The organism is Chitinophaga sp. (assembly GCF_019236475.1).
GTDB lineage: Bacteria > Bacteroidota > Bacteroidia > Chitinophagales > Chitinophagaceae > Chitinophaga.
Genome location: NZ_JAFAIX010000002.1, coordinates 195,678 through 213,918, shown reverse-complemented (window position 1 = coordinate 213,918; position 18,241 = coordinate 195,678). Strand labels below are relative to the sequence as shown.

General features: G+C 45.0%; 18 protein-coding genes. 8 read left to right on the top strand and 10 right to left on the bottom strand.

Annotated elements, in window-relative coordinates:
• Positions 1-67 precede the first annotated feature (67 nt).
• The 3 genes from JO154_RS01365 (at position 68) to JO154_RS01355 (ending at position 4,568) form a co-directional block, all read left to right on the top strand.
• Positions 68-2,170, top strand: a complete 2,103-nt coding sequence (locus tag JO154_RS01365) for a copper-translocating P-type ATPase (RefSeq protein ID WP_291941197.1) — start codon at positions 68-70, stop codon at positions 2,168-2,170.
• A gap of 76 nt (positions 2,171-2,246) precedes the next feature.
• On the top strand, positions 2,247-3,389 hold the full coding sequence (locus tag JO154_RS01360) for an SPFH domain-containing protein (protein WP_291941195.1): 1,143 nt from the start codon (positions 2,247-2,249) through the stop codon (positions 3,387-3,389).
• 57 nt (positions 3,390-3,446) lie between these two features.
• On the top strand, positions 3,447-4,568 hold the full coding sequence (locus JO154_RS01355; RefSeq protein WP_291941193.1) for a hypothetical protein: 1,122 nt from the start codon (positions 3,447-3,449) through the stop codon (positions 4,566-4,568).
• A 37-nt stretch (positions 4,569-4,605) separates the two neighbouring features.
• On the opposite strand, the gene JO154_RS01350 is transcribed toward JO154_RS01355, so the two are convergent.
• The 8 genes from JO154_RS01350 to JO154_RS01315 form a co-directional block, all read right to left on the bottom strand.
• The gene (locus JO154_RS01350) at positions 4,606-5,016 is read right to left on the bottom strand and encodes a DUF6691 family protein (protein ID WP_291941191.1); all 411 of its coding nucleotides are present in this window, start codon (positions 5,014-5,016) and stop codon (positions 4,606-4,608) included.
• Between the two features lie 6 nt (positions 5,017-5,022).
• Positions 5,023-5,598, bottom strand: a complete 576-nt coding sequence (locus tag JO154_RS01345) for a YeeE/YedE thiosulfate transporter family protein (protein ID WP_291941189.1) — start codon at positions 5,596-5,598, stop codon at positions 5,023-5,025.
• Between the two features lie 92 nt (positions 5,599-5,690).
• Positions 5,691-5,963, bottom strand: a complete 273-nt coding sequence (locus tag JO154_RS01340) for a GNAT family N-acetyltransferase (protein ID WP_291941188.1) — start codon at positions 5,961-5,963, stop codon at positions 5,691-5,693.
• Positions 5,963-6,412 (bottom strand): (4Fe-4S)-binding protein, encoded by a 450-nt coding sequence (locus JO154_RS01335; protein WP_291941186.1) that lies wholly within the window; start codon positions 6,410-6,412, stop codon positions 5,963-5,965. The genes JO154_RS01340 and JO154_RS01335 overlap by 1 nt, the downstream gene beginning before the upstream one ends.
• A 15-nt stretch (positions 6,413-6,427) precedes the next feature.
• The gene (locus JO154_RS01330; protein WP_291941185.1) at positions 6,428-6,829 is read right to left on the bottom strand and encodes an OsmC family protein; all 402 of its coding nucleotides are present in this window, start codon (positions 6,827-6,829) and stop codon (positions 6,428-6,430) included.
• Positions 6,830-6,859: 30 nt separating this feature from the next.
• The gene (locus tag JO154_RS01325; RefSeq protein WP_291941183.1) at positions 6,860-7,486 is read right to left on the bottom strand and encodes an alpha/beta hydrolase; all 627 of its coding nucleotides are present in this window, start codon (positions 7,484-7,486) and stop codon (positions 6,860-6,862) included.
• A 1-nt stretch (position 7,487) separates the two neighbouring features.
• Positions 7,488-8,420: a ring-cleaving dioxygenase gene (locus JO154_RS01320; protein ID WP_291941182.1), complete on the bottom strand. Its 933-nt coding sequence runs from the start codon at positions 8,418-8,420 to the stop codon at positions 7,488-7,490.
• A gap of 51 nt (positions 8,421-8,471) precedes the next feature.
• Positions 8,472-9,005, bottom strand: a complete 534-nt coding sequence (locus JO154_RS01315; RefSeq protein ID WP_291941180.1) for a YceI family protein — start codon at positions 9,003-9,005, stop codon at positions 8,472-8,474.
• Positions 9,006-9,316: 311 nt separating this feature from the next.
• Here JO154_RS01315 and JO154_RS01310 point away from each other — a divergent pair, with 311 nt between their 5' ends.
• The 4 genes from JO154_RS01310 to JO154_RS01295 all read left to right on the top strand — a co-directional run bounded on the left by JO154_RS01310 (position 9,317) and on the right by JO154_RS01295 (position 14,217).
• Positions 9,317-10,672, top strand: a complete 1,356-nt coding sequence (locus JO154_RS01310) for an exonuclease domain-containing protein (RefSeq protein WP_291941178.1) — start codon at positions 9,317-9,319, stop codon at positions 10,670-10,672.
• Between the two features lie 98 nt (positions 10,673-10,770).
• Positions 10,771-11,703 (top strand): phosphoribosylaminoimidazolesuccinocarboxamide synthase, encoded by a 933-nt coding sequence (locus JO154_RS01305; protein WP_291941177.1) that lies wholly within the window; start codon positions 10,771-10,773, stop codon positions 11,701-11,703.
• 143 nt (positions 11,704-11,846) lie between these two features.
• Positions 11,847-13,643 (top strand): ABC transporter ATP-binding protein, encoded by a 1,797-nt coding sequence (locus JO154_RS01300; RefSeq protein ID WP_291941176.1) that lies wholly within the window; start codon positions 11,847-11,849, stop codon positions 13,641-13,643.
• Positions 13,644-13,800: 157 nt separating this feature from the next.
• Positions 13,801-14,217, top strand: coding sequence for a DUF3276 family protein (locus JO154_RS01295; protein ID WP_291941175.1), 417 nt, complete (start codon positions 13,801-13,803; stop codon positions 14,215-14,217).
• A gap of 250 nt (positions 14,218-14,467) precedes the next feature.
• Here the strand turns inward: JO154_RS01295 and pgi are convergent, their stop codons facing one another.
• Both pgi and JO154_RS01285 read right to left on the bottom strand, forming a co-directional pair.
• Positions 14,468-16,120 carry a glucose-6-phosphate isomerase gene (gene pgi, locus JO154_RS01290; protein ID WP_291941173.1) on the bottom strand — a complete coding sequence of 551 codons (1,653 nt, stop codon included), beginning with the start codon at positions 16,118-16,120 and terminating at the stop codon, positions 14,468-14,470.
• 35 nt (positions 16,121-16,155) lie between these two features.
• Positions 16,156-16,965 (bottom strand): hypothetical protein, encoded by an 810-nt coding sequence (locus JO154_RS01285; RefSeq protein WP_291941172.1) that lies wholly within the window; start codon positions 16,963-16,965, stop codon positions 16,156-16,158.
• Between the two features lie 162 nt (positions 16,966-17,127).
• Here JO154_RS01285 and prfB point away from each other — a divergent pair.
• Positions 17,128-18,223, top strand: a protein-coding gene (gene prfB / locus JO154_RS01280; RefSeq protein WP_291941171.1) for a peptide chain release factor 2 whose coding sequence is annotated in 2 segments (ribosomal slippage) — positions 17,128-17,187 and positions 17,189-18,223 — 1,095 coding nt in all. Because the reading frame shifts where the segments join, the coding sequence is not laid out codon by codon here.
• Positions 18,224-18,241: the final 18 nt, after the last annotated feature.

The window sequence follows — 18,241 nt, the reverse complement described above, 5'->3', positions numbered from 1 at the left end:
ACTAGTATATATACCACCGCCAACAAATCAAACTGGCACTTGTTTTCACCTATTAAAGCCCGGAATTATGGACCCTCATCACGAACATCACCATCAACAGACAGACCATTCTCATGATCACCACCATGTGCCTGCAAGTGAACATCATGCGCATGAAGGGCATCAACATCATCAAGAAGCAGATCATAACGAAATGCAAATGGATCATAGTAGCCACGCCGGGCATGGCGCCCATGGCGGTCATGACCATCAAGCTATGATCAATGACTTTAAAAAAAGATTTTATGTAGTACTGGTGCTGACCGTACCAGTAATGCTATTATCGCATATGATTCAGCAGTGGCTGGGCTTACAGATCGACTTCCCCGGAGGGAATTACGTTTTGTTCGGTCTCAGTACCATCATCTTCTTTTATGGTGGCTGGCCTTTCCTGATCGGTTGGGCCCAAGAAATGAAGCAGCGTAATCCCGGCATGATGACCCTGATAGGTTTCGCCATTACCGTGGCTTTTGTGTATAGTGTGGCCACGCTTTTCGGATTAAAAGGCATGGATTTCTTCTGGGAACTGGCTACCCTTATACTCATTATGCTATTGGGCCATTGGATTGAAATGAGCGCAGTAGCCGGTGCTGGCCGAGAACTGGAACTGTTGGTCAAACTGATGCCGGCAGAAGCGCATCTGGTCAAAGGAAACGAGATCCTCGAAGTAAAAACAGATAGCCTCAAACCCAATGATATCATCCTGGTAAAACCAGGCGAAAAAATAGCTGCCGATGGAGTAGTGAGAGAAGGCAGCAGCTATGTAAATGAATCCATGCTGACCGGAGAATCCAAACCAGTAGAGAAAAAAGCCGGAGATAAAGTAATTGCGGGTTCCATCAATGGAAATGGCGCTATACACATCACCGTTTCCCATGATAGCGCAGGATCGTATTTGTCGCAGGTAATTAAGCTGGTGAATGATGCGCAACAAGCCAAATCAGGGACTCAACTGTTGGCAGATAAGGCTGCCCGCTGGCTGACGCTATTAGCTATAGTGGCCGGGGTAGCCACTTTCCTCATTTGGTGGCTTACTGGTAGCTCCTTGGCTTTTGCGATGGAAAGAATGGTCACCGTGATTGTAATATGTTGTCCGCATGCGCTGGGATTGGCAATTCCGCTAGTAGTAGCCCGATCTACCACCATTGCCGCACAACATGGACTCCTGATTAAAAACAGAACTGCATTTGAAAACGCCCGGAAAATAGATACCCTGGTTTTTGATAAAACAGGGACGCTAACCGTTGGCAAATTTGAAGTGACGGTTATGGAATCGTATATGCCTGACCGTAGTAAGGAAGATATATTGGCACTCGCAGCAGCAGCAGAACAGCAGTCGGAGCATCCAATTGCAACGGGTATCATTGCCAAAGCAAATGAATTGAACTTGCAGATTCCTACTGCTAGCGAAGTACAGGCGCTTTCCGGAAAAGGAGTACAAGCAACAGTTGCCCAAGATACTGTATTGGTAGCTTCTCCGGCATATGCTCGGGACCATTTCCAACTGCCACCTGTTCAAACAGATGATACCGGCACTTTATCTTATGTTATCATAAACGAACAACTGGCAGGCTACCTGTTGTTGTCGGATCAGATTCGTCCAGAATCCGCGGCTGCTGTGCAGTCGCTGAAAGCTGATCACATTACGACCGTATTGCTCACCGGCGATAACCGCAAAGTGGCAGCAGTGGTGGGGGAGCAGCTACATCTTGATAAGGTGATTGCAGAAGTCTTACCGCATCAAAAACTAGAAGCAATTAAAACGTTGCAGTTGGAAGGGCGATACGTGGCCATGACCGGCGATGGTATCAATGATGCTCCGGCGCTGGCCCAGGCGGATATTGGGATTGCCGTTGGTTCCGGCTCTGATATCGCAGCGGAAACGGCGGGGATTGTACTGGTAAACAGTAATCCAGCGGATATTGTCAGTCTCATTCGATTTGGGAAAGCTACCTATCGTAAAATGGTCCAGAACTTAGCCTGGGCAACGGGTTATAATCTGATTGCCATGCCATTGGCGGCGGGTATCCTGGCGCCATGGGGGATTATTCTCAGTCCTGCCGCTGGTGCGGTGCTGATGACAGTGAGTACCGTCGTTGTTGCCATCAATGCGAAGTTGTTGAAATTATAACAAATCATTAGTTCCAATTCAAATAAATATTTCTGTAGATTTGACAGACATTAACTCGTATTAAAAACTTGTCATTATGGGATTATTTGATAAACTCAGGAATGAATTTATTGACATTATTGAATGGACGGATACGTCCGCGGATACTATTGTTTGGAAATTTCCCCGCTATCAGAATGAAATAAAACAAAACGCCAAACTCACCGTACGTGAATCACAGGTAGCTGTGTTTATGAATGAGGGTAAGATTGCGGATGTGTTTCCGGCCGGTATGTATACACTGAATACTCAGAACCTGCCTATCCTGGCTACTTTACAGGGTTGGAAATATGGCTTCAATAGCCCTTATAAAGCGGATGTTTTCTTTGTGAGCATGCGTCAATTTACCAACCAGAAATGGGGTACTAAGAATCCGATTATGCTGCGCGATGCGGAATTTGGTCCGCTGCGTGTACGCGCCTTCGGTAGTTATGCATTCCGCGTAAAGGATGCTGGTGAGTTTCTGAAAGAAATCGCAGCTACCAACCCTGAATTTACAGTGGATGGTATCAACGAACAGTTACGCAATCTGGCTGTTTCCCGTGGTATGGATGCCATTGCGGAAGCAAAAATCCCTGTACTGGACCTGGCGGCAAACTATGACGAAGTTTCCAAAGTTATTGGTGATAAAATCAGCCCTGAATTCAATGAACTGGGCCTGGAACTGACCAAGTTCCTGATTGAAAACGTTTCCTTGCCACCGGAAGTGGAAGCAGCGCTGGACAAACGCAGTAGCATGGGTATCGTTGGTAACCTGGGCGCCTATGCGCAATTCCAGGCAGCTAACGCCATGGAAAAATCTGCGGAAAACCCTGGCAGCGGCGGCCTCGCGGGCGCTGGTCTGGGCCTCGGTATGGGCGCAGCCATGATGGGCCAAGTGGGTAATGTGTTCCAACAAAATACTTTCAATCCAGTAACCGGCCAGAGTGGAACCGGTGCTGCTGCCCCAACCCAGGGCGCAGTTCCTCCGCCGTTGCCTGCTGCGGTAGCTTTCTACGTAGCTGTAGATGGTAAACAATCTGGTCCTTTTGAAATGGATCAATTGCGTCAGCTCGCCGCTGCTGGTCAACTGAATGGCAATACCCTGGTATGGAAAGCTGGTATGGCTGCATGGTCCGCCGCTTCCACAGTGCCAGAACTGGCACCGGTACTCGCTACTGTTCCTCCGCCATTACCTTAATTTTTTGAGCAGTGCGGTACCCGCCGCACTGCTATCTAACAGACTGAATATTGCCCTATGTCATTTGAGGACAAAACAAGTGAAACGGTCTCCTCTCTAAAGTGTCAGAACTGTGGTGCGGTGCTTCATTATGCACCAGGTACCAACAGCCTGAAATGCGATTACTGCGGAACTGTAAACGAAATCGCACAGGAAACAGAAACGGAGGTACACTCCTTCGATTACGAACAATTTATCGCGGCTGAACAGGCGCATACCAGCGCTACACAGGAAGCTGTAGTGGTGAAGTGTACCAACTGTGGTGCATCCACTACTTTACTGCCCAATGTCACGGCCGATTCCTGCCCGTTCTGTGCATCACCATTGGTCATAGACCATGCACAGACCACCTCCATGCTCCAGCCACACTACGTGCTGCCATTCATCATTAAAGACGGGGAAGCCCTTGGCTTCTTCCGTAATTGGATGAGCAAACTATGGTTCGCGCCATCGGATCTCGTTAAAAAAGTAAGAGACGGTTCTTCCCAACAATTGAAAGGGATATACATTCCTCACTGGTCCTATGATGCGGATACCAGCACTTCGTATTCAGGTCAGCGAGGGGAGTACTACTACGTTACAGAAACCTATACCGAAACGGTAAATGGGGAGGAACAAACCCGTACCCGCCAGGTACGTCATACTGCCTGGTATCGTACATCCGGTCACGTTGCAAATGATTTCCGTGATGTCCTCGTTTCCGCCAGCCCTTCATTGCCACAGAAAATGGCAGTGATCCTGGAACCATGGAAACTGGAATTGCTGAAAGCCTATGATGGTCGCTACTTGAGCGGCTTCCGGGCGGAATTGTATCAAACCAATGCGGAACAAGGGTTGGTATTGGCACAACAGCGTATGGACCCGGTTATTCGCGAGGAAATTCGTGATGATATCGGTGGAGATGAACAGATCATCGACCATTACGATGTCGTATATAATAGTCTTGGCCTGAAATATTTACTGCTGCCTGTTTGGATCAGCGCCTACAAATACAACGACAAGGTATATCATTTCGTAGTCAATGCTACCACTGGTGAAGTGACTGGTGACAGGCCTTACAGTTGGGTGAAGATTGCTGGACTGATAATTTTTATCATCGCTGTCATCGCCATTATCTATCAAATGTCTCAACATCGTTAATCAATACATATCACACAGGGCTGACGAAAGTCGGCCCTTAATGTGGTAACTTTTTCTCCAACAAACCATATACCCAGGTTCCGGCAATCGCACTCAATAAAGTGATCACCACCACTGTAAAGCCGCTACCAATCTGCGCAAACAATGGACCCGGACAAGCGCCTGTTATCGCCCAACCTAATCCGAAGATAATTCCTCCGAAAATCTGTCCCTTATCAAATTGCTTGGGCGCAATGGAAATCGGCTCACCAGCAAATGTTTTAATGCCAAACCGACGAATGAGTTGCACTGATATCATCCCAGTAATAACGGCTGTTCCAATTACGCCGTACATATGAAATGAAGTCAACTGAAACATCTCCTGTATCCGAAACCAACTGATTACCTGCGATTTCACCAATACAATTCCAAAATAAATTCCGACTAATAAGTACTTAATATTTTTCATGACGCATTAATTAAGAATGGAAAATACCCAGGGAAGAATCACATTGGCGGAAATAAAACCTCCCACCATAAAGCAGATGGTGGCTACAAGGGAAGGCCACTGCAGATTGGATAATCCCATGATCGAATGCCCGGAAGTACAGCCCCCAGCATACCTGGTGCCAAAGCCAACGAGGAAACCGCCTACTACAAAGAATATCAGCCCCTTCAACGTAAAAAGGTTATTCCAGTTAAATAGCTCCTGCGGCAACAGTCCCTGGTAGTTATGGATTTGATAATTTTGCAGTCTTTCTTTGGTGGCAGCGGCAATTTCCATTTCCCCATTTCCTTGCGTCCAATGAGCGGCAATAAATGCCCCGATAAGAATGCCTCCAGCAAAGAATAAATTCCATTTCTGTGCCTTCCAATCGTACTTAAAGAAGGAAATATCCGCCGGAAAACAGGCGGCACAGATATGTCGGAGAGAAGAGGAGATGCCAAATGGCTTATTTCCGAGCAATAACAGTAGGGGAACTGTCAGCCCTATCAGGAACCCGCCAATAGCCCAATGCCAGGGTTGCAGCATGGCTTGTAAGAGTATCATATTATGTTTTTTATAAAGATAGTAAATAAAAAAAGCGGCTGACAGGAATTAATCCCTGCCAGCCGCTTTGCATTTGTGCTGCTGATTGATCATCAGAGTAAGTCGTTATATTCCGGATGCCTTTTCATATAGGCGTGCACGTAAGGACATAAAGGTTTTACCTTCAAGTGCTCTGTCCGGGCGTAATCCAACACATATTTGGCCATCTGAGATGCAATGCCTTGCCCTTCCAGTTCTGGCGGTACTTCTGTATGTACATAGGCGATGCCACCCTGGAAGAGATGATATTGAATAAATGCAGTGAATCCATTTACGGTAGTCTCAAAACGATGTTGAGCGGTATTATTATGAATCGTTAATTCCATTACTGTTCAGGTTTATCTCTGAAATTGATTTTTACATGGGTGCCATCGCAATAGGGTTTATTGCTGGATGCGCCACATCTGCAGAAGGCTGTCACCTTGTTTTTGTGTGTTTCATGGCCATCTGCCTCTTTAATGAGAATGTTGCCATACACGAGTAAGGGTCCGTTGGGCAGCGGTTCCACAATGCTGTCTGCTTCTATCACGGGCGCTACGCCTGCTTCTGCCTCCACATCTGCATTCAGGTAATAGGTAAGCGCACCGGAAGGGCATTGCTTTACCTGGGAAATGATACGTTCTGTAGTAGCCCCTTCTGCATTAATCCAGGGCTTTTCCTTAGGGTTGAAAACTTCCGGTAAACCGTGGAAGCATACTTCAGAATGTACACATACATTGGGTTTCCATACAATGGTAACCTCTCCGTTCGTGTATTTCTTAGTAATGTCTTTCATTTTGAAATCCTCCTTTTAGTCTTGACGAGTGATTATTTTTATAGGGTTAGTCAACACCTTGTGAACAGGGCAGGCATCCGCAATCTGCATCAGGCGTGCTCTTTGTTCATCGGTGAGGTCACCTTTAATGGTGATATTTCGTTCAATTACGGTAGTTAAAGGATCTGGCTTTAGTGCGGTGTTGAATGCCAGTTCTATTTCTACATCTTCCATTGGCCATTTTTTCCTGGTGGCATACATCTTAAGCGTGATGGCGGTACAAGAGCCCAGGCTACTGAGTAATAGCTCTCCGGGACTTGGAGCCGTGTCTCCACCACCCACATCTTCTGGCTCATCCACCAACCATCTGTGTCCGCGGGTTTCTACTGAAACCTGGTAGGGAACGTTGCCAATCGATACTTTCACTGATTCGTCCATAGTCATAGTGCAGCTTCCTTATCAATTTTTTTAAAATGAATCTTTTAGCCATTTGCCGGCAAGGGTGATATCCTGTTGCGATAGGTTATGTCCTGCTTCTACCTGCATGGCGCTTACTTTAAATCCGTTGGCTTCCAATAGTGTGGCATAGCCTTCTGTGGCAGCAGGATCTACGGTACTGTCTTCTTTTCCGGAACTCATCAATACCGGCTGTGCCTTCTCTGTTTCAAAGGCTGTTTCCAGTCCATATAAAGGCTGCATTGGCCGAAACAGAATAGCGCCTGCTAGTAGTTCGGGATACAACATCAGCGTAGCACCGGCAATATTAGCGCCATTGGAGTATCCAACTGCTATCATCTTAGCGGGATCAAAACCCAATCCCAATGAAAGTTCTTGTAAGAAATGTACCATTTCATGGGTGCGGAAATGAACATCTTTTTCATCAAAGATGCCCATGCTCAACCTCCGAAAGAAACGGGGCATCCCATGTTCTGATACATTCCCTCGTATACTTAGGATATTGAAACCTGCGCCCAGTCGCGCCCCGATAGGTAACAGGTCGGATTCATCTCCACCGGTTCCATGCAGTAGCAATAACGTATATCCATTGCCGTTAACCGCAGGTTCCCAAATATATTTCATTGGTTGGAAGTCCATGTTAATCGAGCTTTATTAATTTCTTCTCAATTTCATTTCTTTGCGCTTCAAACTGCGGAGGCAACATCAAATGCTGTCCCAACTGTTCTTTAGGTTCGTCTACGGTAAATCCGGGTTGATCGGTTGCCAGTTCAAACAGCACGCCTCCTGGTTCCCGGAAATATACGGATTTAAAGTATTTCCTGTCCAACTGGGAAGTAATATGCAATCCACGATCTTCCAGGATTTTCCGGAAATGTTCTTGGGTAGCATCGTCAGGTACTCTGAACGCCACATGGTGCACAGATCCGCCGGCCACATGACCACGCATCTCCCCCTTAGCTTCCACCAGATCAATATATCCGCCTTTTTCCCCGTTAGGTCCTGCAAAGCGGTACCTGTTGGTATGGTTCTTTTTCAATTCATAACCGAAAACAGAGACCAGTAGATCTGCAGTAGGCTGGATGTCATCCAAAGTCAAGGTAACATGATGAAAGCCACGTAAAGCATTCGCTTCTTTGATTTCAGCCGTTTCCCAGGGTTCCCGATTATCAGGAAGTTCCGGTACGGTAAGTTCTATTTTCAATCCATCTGGGTCCAGGAAAGTGAGATATACTTCCCCGAATTTGGAAGATGGTTTGTTGTAAATGACGTTCTCTTTTTCGAAACGTTTCAGCCAGAAATCCAGACTACCGTCAGGTACGGCATAACCGATTTCTGTAGCCATGTGCGTGCCGCGGCGACCAGTGGCAATGTCTTCCCAAGGGAAAAAAGTCAATATAGTGCCAGGTGTGCCGGATTCGTCGCCATAGTAAAAATGGTAAGTATTGGGATCGTCAAAGTTGACAGTTTTCTTTACAAATCGTAATCCCATCACGCGCGTATAAAAATCGAAATTGCGTTTTGCGCTGCCGGAAATAGCCGTAACGTGATGTATGCCTGTAATTGCGCTCATGGTATACTGTTTTAATAAAACGGTCCCGCGTCGGGGCGGGACCGGAAAAAATTATTTCTTAAGCATCTGTACTTCACAGAGAATTTTGACTTCATCGCTCACCATTACACCGCCTGCTTCTGTTACCGCATTCCAGTTCAGGCCGAAATCTTTCCGGTTGATTTTACCATGTATGGTAAAACCAGCCTTTGTATTGCCCCATGGGTCTTTTACCACACCGCCGAATTCTACATCCAGCTTGATGTTTTTGGTAACGTCCCGGATAGTCAGGTCTCCCCAGAGTGACCATGACCCGTCATGATCAATACTCTCTGTTTTAGTGGCCACAAATTTTATGTAACGATACTTGTCTACATCAAAGAAATCCGGGCTGCGAAGATGGCCATCCCGCTGCTCATTACCGGTACTAATGGAATCTACATCCACTGACGCTGTAATTTTTCCTTTCGAAAAGTCTTCCTCCTCTGTTTCTGCATCTACTGTGAAAGTGTGAAACTTCCCAGTGATATTGGTGATCATCAAGTGTCTGATCTTAAACTCAAGCTCGCTGTGGTCAGCATCTGCTACCCAAGTTGTTTTTGCCATAAGTGAATGTTTTATGTGGTTGAAATTAGTTGCTGTCTGTGAACAGGTTGCGCTGCTCCGTTATGCTTAACAAGTCCGCTTTTCTATTGTTCATAAGACCCTACAAAGGTCAAGCTTTAACAAAAGGGATCAAATGCACAGAATAAGGAAAATGATGTACTATTTGTGCTTATTAAAGATAAGCAATTCAATGGGATATCCTTTGGGGCTATCGATCATTATTTTTTTAAAAAATATGACAAATATTATGCATGAATGATTGTTTATGTGATCTGCATATGTAATCTCAAATGCAATATCTTTGTTTTAGGATGTATGCAATAGTAGATATCGAAACGACTGGTGGTCATGCCAGTGCCAGCGGAATAACAGAGATTGCCATTTATCTGTATGATGGCAGGGAATTGGTGCAGCATTATGAAACGCTGGTCAATCCTGGTGTTCCTATCCCGTACTATATCTCCGTACTGACGGGAATTTCCAATGAAATGGTGGCCGAGGCGCCTCCCTTTGAGGCAGTGGCCCCGATGGTCTTTGATCTCCTTAAAGACAACATTTTTGTTGCACATAATGTCAACTTCGATTATTCTTTTCTGAAATATCATTTACAGGCTGCGGGTTATGATTTGCAGGCAAAAAAATTGTGTACGGTACGATTGGGACGTAAAATTTTCCCGGGACTACCTTCTTACAGCCTAGGGAATATTTGCCGCCACTTTGAAATCCCCATCAATGGCCGTCACCGGGCTGCTGGGGATGCAGAAGCCACGATGAAACTGTTTGGATTGATGTTGCAGCATGATCATTCCCAGGCCATTGCGGGTATGCTGAAAGGCGGTTCTAAAGAGCAGTTTCTGCCTCCAAATCTGCCGCCAGAGCAGGTAAGGGACCTGCCTAGTGCCCCTGGTGTTTACTATTTTCACGATCAAAAAGGGAAAGTGGTGTATGTAGGGAAGGCGGTCGACCTAAAAAAACGGGTGAACAGTCACTTTACAGGCAATAACCCTGGTCGGCAGCGCCAGAATTTCTTGCGTACCATCCATAGCATTACGTATCAGCCAACGGCAACAGAGCTGATGGCCTGTATCCTGGAATCCGTGGAAATTAAGCGCCTCTGGCCCGCCTTTAATGCTGCCCAGAAGCATGTAGAATATAAATATGGATTTTACATATTCGAAGATCAACAGGGATATCTGCGTATCGCCATTGAAAAGCGTCGTAAACATTCTCATCCTATCCACTGTTTTAACCTGCTGGTAGATGGCCACCGGGTGCTGCGCACACTGATTAAGGAATTTAATCTGTGTCCGAAATTATGTTTCCTGCAAAAAGGAGATGGCACCTGCGCCGGTATTACCGCCGGTACTTGCAATGGCGCTTGCCGCAGGGAAGAAGATGCGATCGTCTATAATAGTCGCGTATTGGAAGCTATCCAATACTTGCAACAGCAGCAACCTTCTGTCACCATTGTAGATAAAGGATTACATCCAGGTGAACGTAGTTGCATCCTGATGGAGAAAGGGAAATTCTATGGAATGGGTTATTTTCCTGAACACCTGGACCATAATGATCCGGAAGTAATCCGGTCTTTTCTGACCCCATATCCGGAAAACGATACGATTATTGGGCTGCTAAGACCTTATGCATCGGGCGTTTCGGGGGAATGATAAGAAAAAATCCTATTGGGTGTAGCAAGTCATGTGTTTCGTGTTTACTTTTGCACCCTGTAAAAGTGTCATTCATCTTCAATTTATAATTTTTATTCATGTTAGAGTCAAAATTCAACCTGCCAGGTCAAACCGCTTTCTATAAAGGGAAAGTACGTGATGTATACACCATTAATGATAAACTGATGGTGATGGTTGTTAGCGACCGTATTTCTGCATTTGACGTAGTACTGCCTCGTCCGATTCCTTACAAAGGTCAAGTACTGAACCAAGTGGCTGCAATCATGCTGGACGCTACCAAAGATATTGTCCCTAACTGGGTAAAATCAACTCCACTGCCAAGTGTAACTATCGGTCTGAAATGTGAAACTTTTCCGGTAGAAATGGTAGTTCGTGGTAACCTCACCGGTCATGCTTGGAGAACTTACAAAACCGGTCAGCGTGTACTCTGCGGCGTTACTATGCCAGAAGGCCTGAAAGAAAACGATTTCTTCCCACAGCCAATCATCACACCTACTACCAAAGCGCATGAAGGTCATGATGAGGATATCTCCCGTGAAGAAATTATCGCACAAGGGCTGGTAAGCAAAGAAGATTACGAGCAACTGGAAAAATTCACCCTGGCACTCTTCGCTAGAGGTAAGGAAATGGCAGCAGAACGTGGCCTGATCCTCGTTGATACCAAATACGAATTCGGTAAAATCGGCGACCAGATCTATGTAATCGATGAGATCCACACACCAGATTCTTCCCGTTATTTCTACGCAGAAGGTTACGAAGAAAACCAGAAAGCCGGCAAACAACAACGTCAGCTCAGTAAAGAGTTTGTACGTGAGTGGCTGATGGAAAATGGATTCCAAGGTAAAGATGGTCAACAAGTTCCTGAAATGACCGACGAATTCATCAATAGCGTTAGCGAACGTTATATCGAACTGTTCGAAAATATCACCGGACAAAAATTCGTAAAAGAAGACGTTACGCCTGCTGAATCAGAAGCTAGAATCATAGCTGAGCTGAAGCAACTGGCTTAATGCTGAAAAATAATAGCTGTAATGCCTCTTTCCCTCCAAAAGGGAAGGAGGCATTGCTGTTTATAACCCGTTTTTTCCGCCCATAATTTGTCCGTAAAGGGAATGGCAGAAAGTCCTATTTTTGCTTGTAAATAGATAGGCTTTTGAAACATCTAGCGGCACTGAACAAATATTTCCTCCAGAATAAATGGCGATTAATCCTCGGATTAGTATTTACTGCCATATCCATTATCTTCAGCGTATTCCAACCCATTATGGTGAGGCAGATCTTCGATTTGCTGTCCCATAACCTGGATGAATACCGCTTATTGGAAGATACCAGTCTGAATCATATTTTCAGAGGTAGTTTTTCTCAAATATTGGCATTCTATGGCATCAGTATTCTGGCGTTTGCCCTGCTCAGCGGATTCTTCCTCTTCTTGCAGCGCCAAACGCTGATCGTGATGAGTAGGCATATCGAGTACGGCCTGAAGAATGAAATCTATCAGCATTATCAGCGACTAGATCTGAACTTTTTTAAGATGCATCGTACGGGCGATTTGATGAGTCGTATCACGGAAGATGTATCACGGGTACGCATGTACGTAGGTCCTGCTATTATGTATGCTTCCCGAACTTTGTTCTTGATTGTTATCATCATCTACCTGATGATAGAAGTTAATCCCATGTTGACGCTCTATACCTTGTCGCCACTGCCTTTCCTCGCTTTAACTATTTACTACGTCAATAGGATCATACACAAAAAGAGTGAACGTATCCAAGCGCAATTATCAGGTATTACTTCTATTGCACAGGAATCCTACTCTGGTATTCGTGTAATAAAATCGTATGTACAGGAAGACGCGAGCGCTGCGCATTTCGAAAAGGCCAGCGAAGAATATAAACAGAGTTCTATTAGCTTGGCTAAAACCGATGCCTTATTTCAGCCCACGATGGCGCTGATGATCGGATTGAGTGTGATCCTGACCATCTTTATTGGAGGGATGCAAGTGATAGCTGGCAATATTACCGTAGGTAACTTGGCGGAGTTTGTGATTTATGTAAACATGTTGATGTTTCCATTTTTCTCCATCGGGATGGTAGCGTCCATGATTCAACGTGCCGCCGCCTCACAGCAACGCATAAACGAATTCCTGCAAATTAAGCCTGAAATCATGGATGCGCCGGATGCCAAACCGGTTGATATTAGCGGAGATATTCGTTTTGAAAATCTGACATTTACCTACCCACATACCGGTATTACCGCCATACGTAACTTCAATCTACATATTCGCCCTGGAGAAAAAGTAGCAGTAATAGGCCGTACTGGTTCTGGAAAAACAACCCTGGCACAGCTCATGATCCGCATGTTTGATCCGCAGGAAGGTAAAATCCTGATGGATGGCCATGATATTCGTACCATGCCATTGGAAAACTTACGCGGACAAATCAGCTATGTTCCGCAAGATGTATTCCTGTTCTCAGATACCATCGCTAATAATATTCGCTTTGGCGCTCCCACGGCGGATATCAATGCGGTACAACAGGCGGCCCGCCAGGCATCCGTTGAAAAGGATATCCTAGGTTTTGCGGAAGGGTTTGAAACCTCCATAGGGGAGAGAGGGGTAACGCTTAGTGGCGGCCAAAAACAACGTATATCCATCGCTCGTTCTCTTATTAAGAATCCGCAAATCCTCTTATTTGACGACTGCCTCTCTGCCGTAGACGCACGTACGGAAAAGGAAATTATCGGTAACCTTTACGCCTATCTGAAGGATAAAACAGCCATCATTATTACCCATCGTATATTCGCCTTATTTGAGTTCGATAAGATCATTGTTTTGGACGAAGGAAGGATTGCAGAAGCTGGAACGCATGATGAATTATTGTCATTGAATGGCTACTATGCTGAGCTGTACGCACGGCAGCAATCTGGAGAAGAGGAACCACTAACTGAGTAAGAATCACGCTCTTGCATATACGCTGCAGTGCCTGTAAACGCAGTGGTTTTATGATTTTTCAAAATCATTTAAAATTATTTTGATATTTGTAAAACAATAGTATATTTGTTCCTTATTGAAACAGGATTTGATTCGTTAACACTTAAATCTATCAACTGTGGCGTACGAAAACAACAATCAACAGGAAAGAAACAATGATAGCATCTTTTCTAAACGATTGAAAGCGGGCAAAAGAAGAACGTACTTCTTTGATGTAAAGACCACTCGGGGAAATGATTACTTTCTTACAATCACTGAAAGTAAGAAACGTTTTAATGACAACGGTTATGACAGGCATAAAGTATTCCTGTACAAGGAAGACTTCAACAAGTTCCTGAACGCGCTGACCGAAACCATCAACTACGTGAAAACTGAGTTGATGCCCGATTTTGACTTTGATGCCTACAACCACGACTATGTGCAGGAAGACCAGGACGAAGCGGAAGGTGCTGAAGTTACTGGCGCGCCAGTAACAGCTCCTGTAGAAGCTGCTGCTCCTACTTCACATGCAGCCGATGATGTAGACAAATGGTAAACTGAATTTATTTATCATACACTGACAACCTCCGGATTTCTCCGGGGGTTTTTTTATGCCGGAAAGTTTCACGCAAAGTCGCAAAGTATGCCGCAAAGATGTAAAGGAGACCAGTGCCACAGGCGCACTTTGCGACTTAATTTTCTCATTGCGCCTTTGCGAGACAAAAAAATTCCCGCACTAAAGAGTGCGGGACGATTTTCAACCTCAGAACTTAAACCTAAAGTAAGGCTTAAGCCTTAAACATGAATTATTTTCTCATCGCTTTAAAAGCGTTTATTAGTCCGTTCGTACTGGCGTCATGGTTAATGATTAAATCATCATTTTCCAGCTCCGGTAGGATCTTGCTGGCCAGTTGTTTACCCAGTTCAACACCCCACTGATCAAAGCTATAGATATTCCAGATAACCCCCTGTACAAATATTTTATGCTCATATAAAGCAATCAGAGAACCAAGGGAATACGGTGTAATCTCTTTTACCAAAAAGGAATTCGTAGGGCGATTGCCGGAGAAAACCTTGTATGGCAGTACCCGTTTAATTTCCTCTTCAGAAGCGTTGGCACTTTTCAGTTCTGCCAGTACTTCTGCTTCGGTTTTTCCATTCATCAGCGCTTCCGTTTGTGCAAAGAAGTTAGACAGCAGCTTAACATGATGATCACCGATAGGATTGTGGCTGATCGCAGGCGCAATAAAATCGCAAGGGATAATATGCGTGCCCTGGTGAATCAGTTGGTAAAAGGCATGCTGACCGTTAGTACCTGGTTCTCCCCATACAATAGGGCCCGTTTCATACTTAACGTCAACGCCTGTACGATCTGTATGTTTACCATTACTTTCCATATTTCCTTGCTGGAAATAAGCGGCGAAGCGGTGCATATACTGATCATATGGCAGAATGGCTTCTGTTGCAGTATCGAAGAAATTGCCGTACCATAGGCCGATGAGCGCCATGATAGCCGGAATATTGTTTTCCAGCGGCGTACTAGCAAAGTGTTTATCTACCGCATGCGCACCCGATAGGAGTTGTGTGAAATTATCATAACCGATTGTCAACGCAATGGAGAGTCCAATAGCAGACCAGAGGGAATAACGTCCACCTACCCAGTCCCAAAACTCAAACATATTATTGGGGTCTATACCAAATGCTTTCACCGCTTTCTCGTTCGTAGAGAGGGCCACAAAGTGTTTGGCTACAAATTGCTCATCCTTCGCATGTTGCAGGAACCAATCACGAGCGGTGAGTGCGTTGGTCATGGTTTCCTGTGTAGTAAAGGTTTTGGAGGCAATCAGAAACAGGGTTTCATCTGGTGTGATCTGCTTGAGGGTTTCCGCAATATGCGTACCATCCACGTTAGATACAAAGAATGGACGAATGCCTTCTTTCCAATAAGGTTTCAGCGCTTCTGTTACCATCACCGGACCCAGATCAGAACCTCCAATACCGATGTTTACAATATAGCGTATAGGCTTCCCCGTATAACCTTTCCATTCGCCGGAATGCACCTGCCGACAAATATGATTCATCTTGTTCAGCACGGCTTCTACATCTGGCATGACATCTCTACCGTCCAGCATAACGGGTTTGCCAGAGAAATTGCGCAGTGCGGTGTGCAATACAGCGCGGTTTTCTGTAACATTGATTTTCTCTGCGCTGAACATAGCCTTAATGGCTTCCGGAACATGGCAATCGGCGGCCAGTTGCAGGAGTATGTTCTTCGTATCCTCCGTTATGATATTCTTGGAATAGTCAAAGAGAATGTCCTCAAACTTTATGGAGAAAGTGTTAAACCTTTCTTCGTCTTCTGCGAACAAGGCACGCATATGCACCTTCTTCATTTCTTCAGCGTGCTGCTGTAACTGCTGCCAGGACTTGGTAGTAGTAGGATTGATTGATGGGAACATAGTAGTGTATATTAATGCGCGCCAAAATTAATATTTTAAGCGGATGATTTCTGCTTCCGGATCAAATACCATGAAATAGTTACAGCAATCATTCCGATTCCCACAATACAGGCATGGATAATGGCATATTCTTCTGGAGTACCGGTCATCTGCCTTTTGTACAAGATGCCATATAGCATCCACACATTAACAAGCGCAAACAAAATATTGTTTCGAAAAAGTATCATTATCATACTGATAATTGTGGAGACACAGATCAGTGCAACGGTTAGGCCTATCTGTGCAGCAGGAGTGATCATCCACTGCTCATAAGTACTCAGTGTGGCAAAATTCAATAGGGTAGTGATGGCAATCCACGCTAGGTAAATGCTAAAAGGAATCTGTACAAACCAGACCTCCTTTTGATAAGCATACGGATTATAAATATGAAAATTTTGATGTATTCGGATCAGACATAGGAGCTGCAATACCTTCAATAGCATGGATAACGGGATCATCTCATAATGCCATGCGAAAAACCAACAGGCATTTAAAATACAACTCAGAATGAACCAATGCTGCATCCGCTGCATATGATAACGTAGTCGAGATTCCTCGTCCGGTGAAAAGGCCAGCATTTGCTGGCAGATGGTAAAGGCAAGTAAACAGATATAAATTACCTCCCGAATGTGAAACGTAAATCCGGCCGGAACGAACAGACTAGGGTATAAGTCGGATACATCTGCTGAGCTGACCCCGTTAATGGGTAATAGCCAGGATAACAGATGAACCGCAATCAGTATGATGAAGGCAATGGAGTTAAAAATCGACCTGTTCCTGTAATAGAGCGTATCATGGGCTTGCATAAGACAAATGACCAAATGATTATATATGAAGAACCTGGTTATCAATAAATTTCGTAAATATTTTGCTAAATACCATGTTTAACACCGCAGATTTGTTGCAGTGTATATATCAATCGGTATTACATTAGTAGATTTGTACATTTTTCACTACATTTGCGACCTATGACAGCAGAGCAACTTAAAGCTATGAGGGATCGTCTTCACGTCCTGGGAGGTTTTCTTTAACGTCCCTGACCGATTAGCCAAAATAGAAAATGACAAACAATTAAGCCTGGCCCCAGGATTCTGGGATGATAATGCCAGAGCAACTTCCATCCTGAAAGAAATTAAGGTAAACAAATATTGGGTTGACCTTTACGACAATGTGCATACTGCCATAGAAGACAGTAGTGTGCTCAATGATTTTTTCAGAGAAGGAGAAGCAACTGAAGAAGAAGTGGAACAGGCCTACCAAGCCTCCCTGGCGGCATTAGAAGATCTGGAGTTTAAGTCTACCTTAAACCAACCAGAAGATGAAATGCCGGCAGTACTTACCATTAACTCCGGTGCAGGTGGCACAGAAAGCCAAGATTGGGCGGAAATGTTGCTGCGTATGTATCGCATGTATGGTGAGAAACAAGGCTGGAAAGTGTCTGAAATTGATACGCAATACGGCGATGGCGCCGGTATCAAATCCGCAACCCTTGAGTTTGACGGCGATTTCGCCTACGGACACCTGAAAGCCGAAAGTGGCGTTCATAGGCTCGTTCGTATTTCACCATTCGATTCTAATGCGCGCAGGCATACTTCCTTTGCCTCCGTATATGTATATCCGTTAGTGGATGATAATATCGAGATTGCAGTAAACCCTGCCGATCTGGAATGGGAATTCTATCGTTCCGGTGGTAAGGGCGGACAGAACGTAAACAAAGTGGAAACCGCTGTCCGACTCAAACACGTCCCTTCAGGAATCATCATCGAATGCCAACAGGCACGTACACAAGGTGAGAACCGTGAAAAAGCCCTCACCATGCTGAAATCACGCCTGTATGAAGAAGAACTCCGCAAACGCGAAGAACTCAAAAACGCCGCCAACGCCAACAAACGTAAAATCGAATGGGGCTCTCAAATCAGATCGTACGTATTCCATCCGTACAAAATGATTAAAGATCACCGTACCGAATACGAAGTAGGTAACGTAGGCCCAGTAATGGATGGCGACCTCAACGGTTTCATCAAGGCATACCTCATGATGCAGAAGGAAGAGGACAATAATTAATAAGTATCCACTAATAAT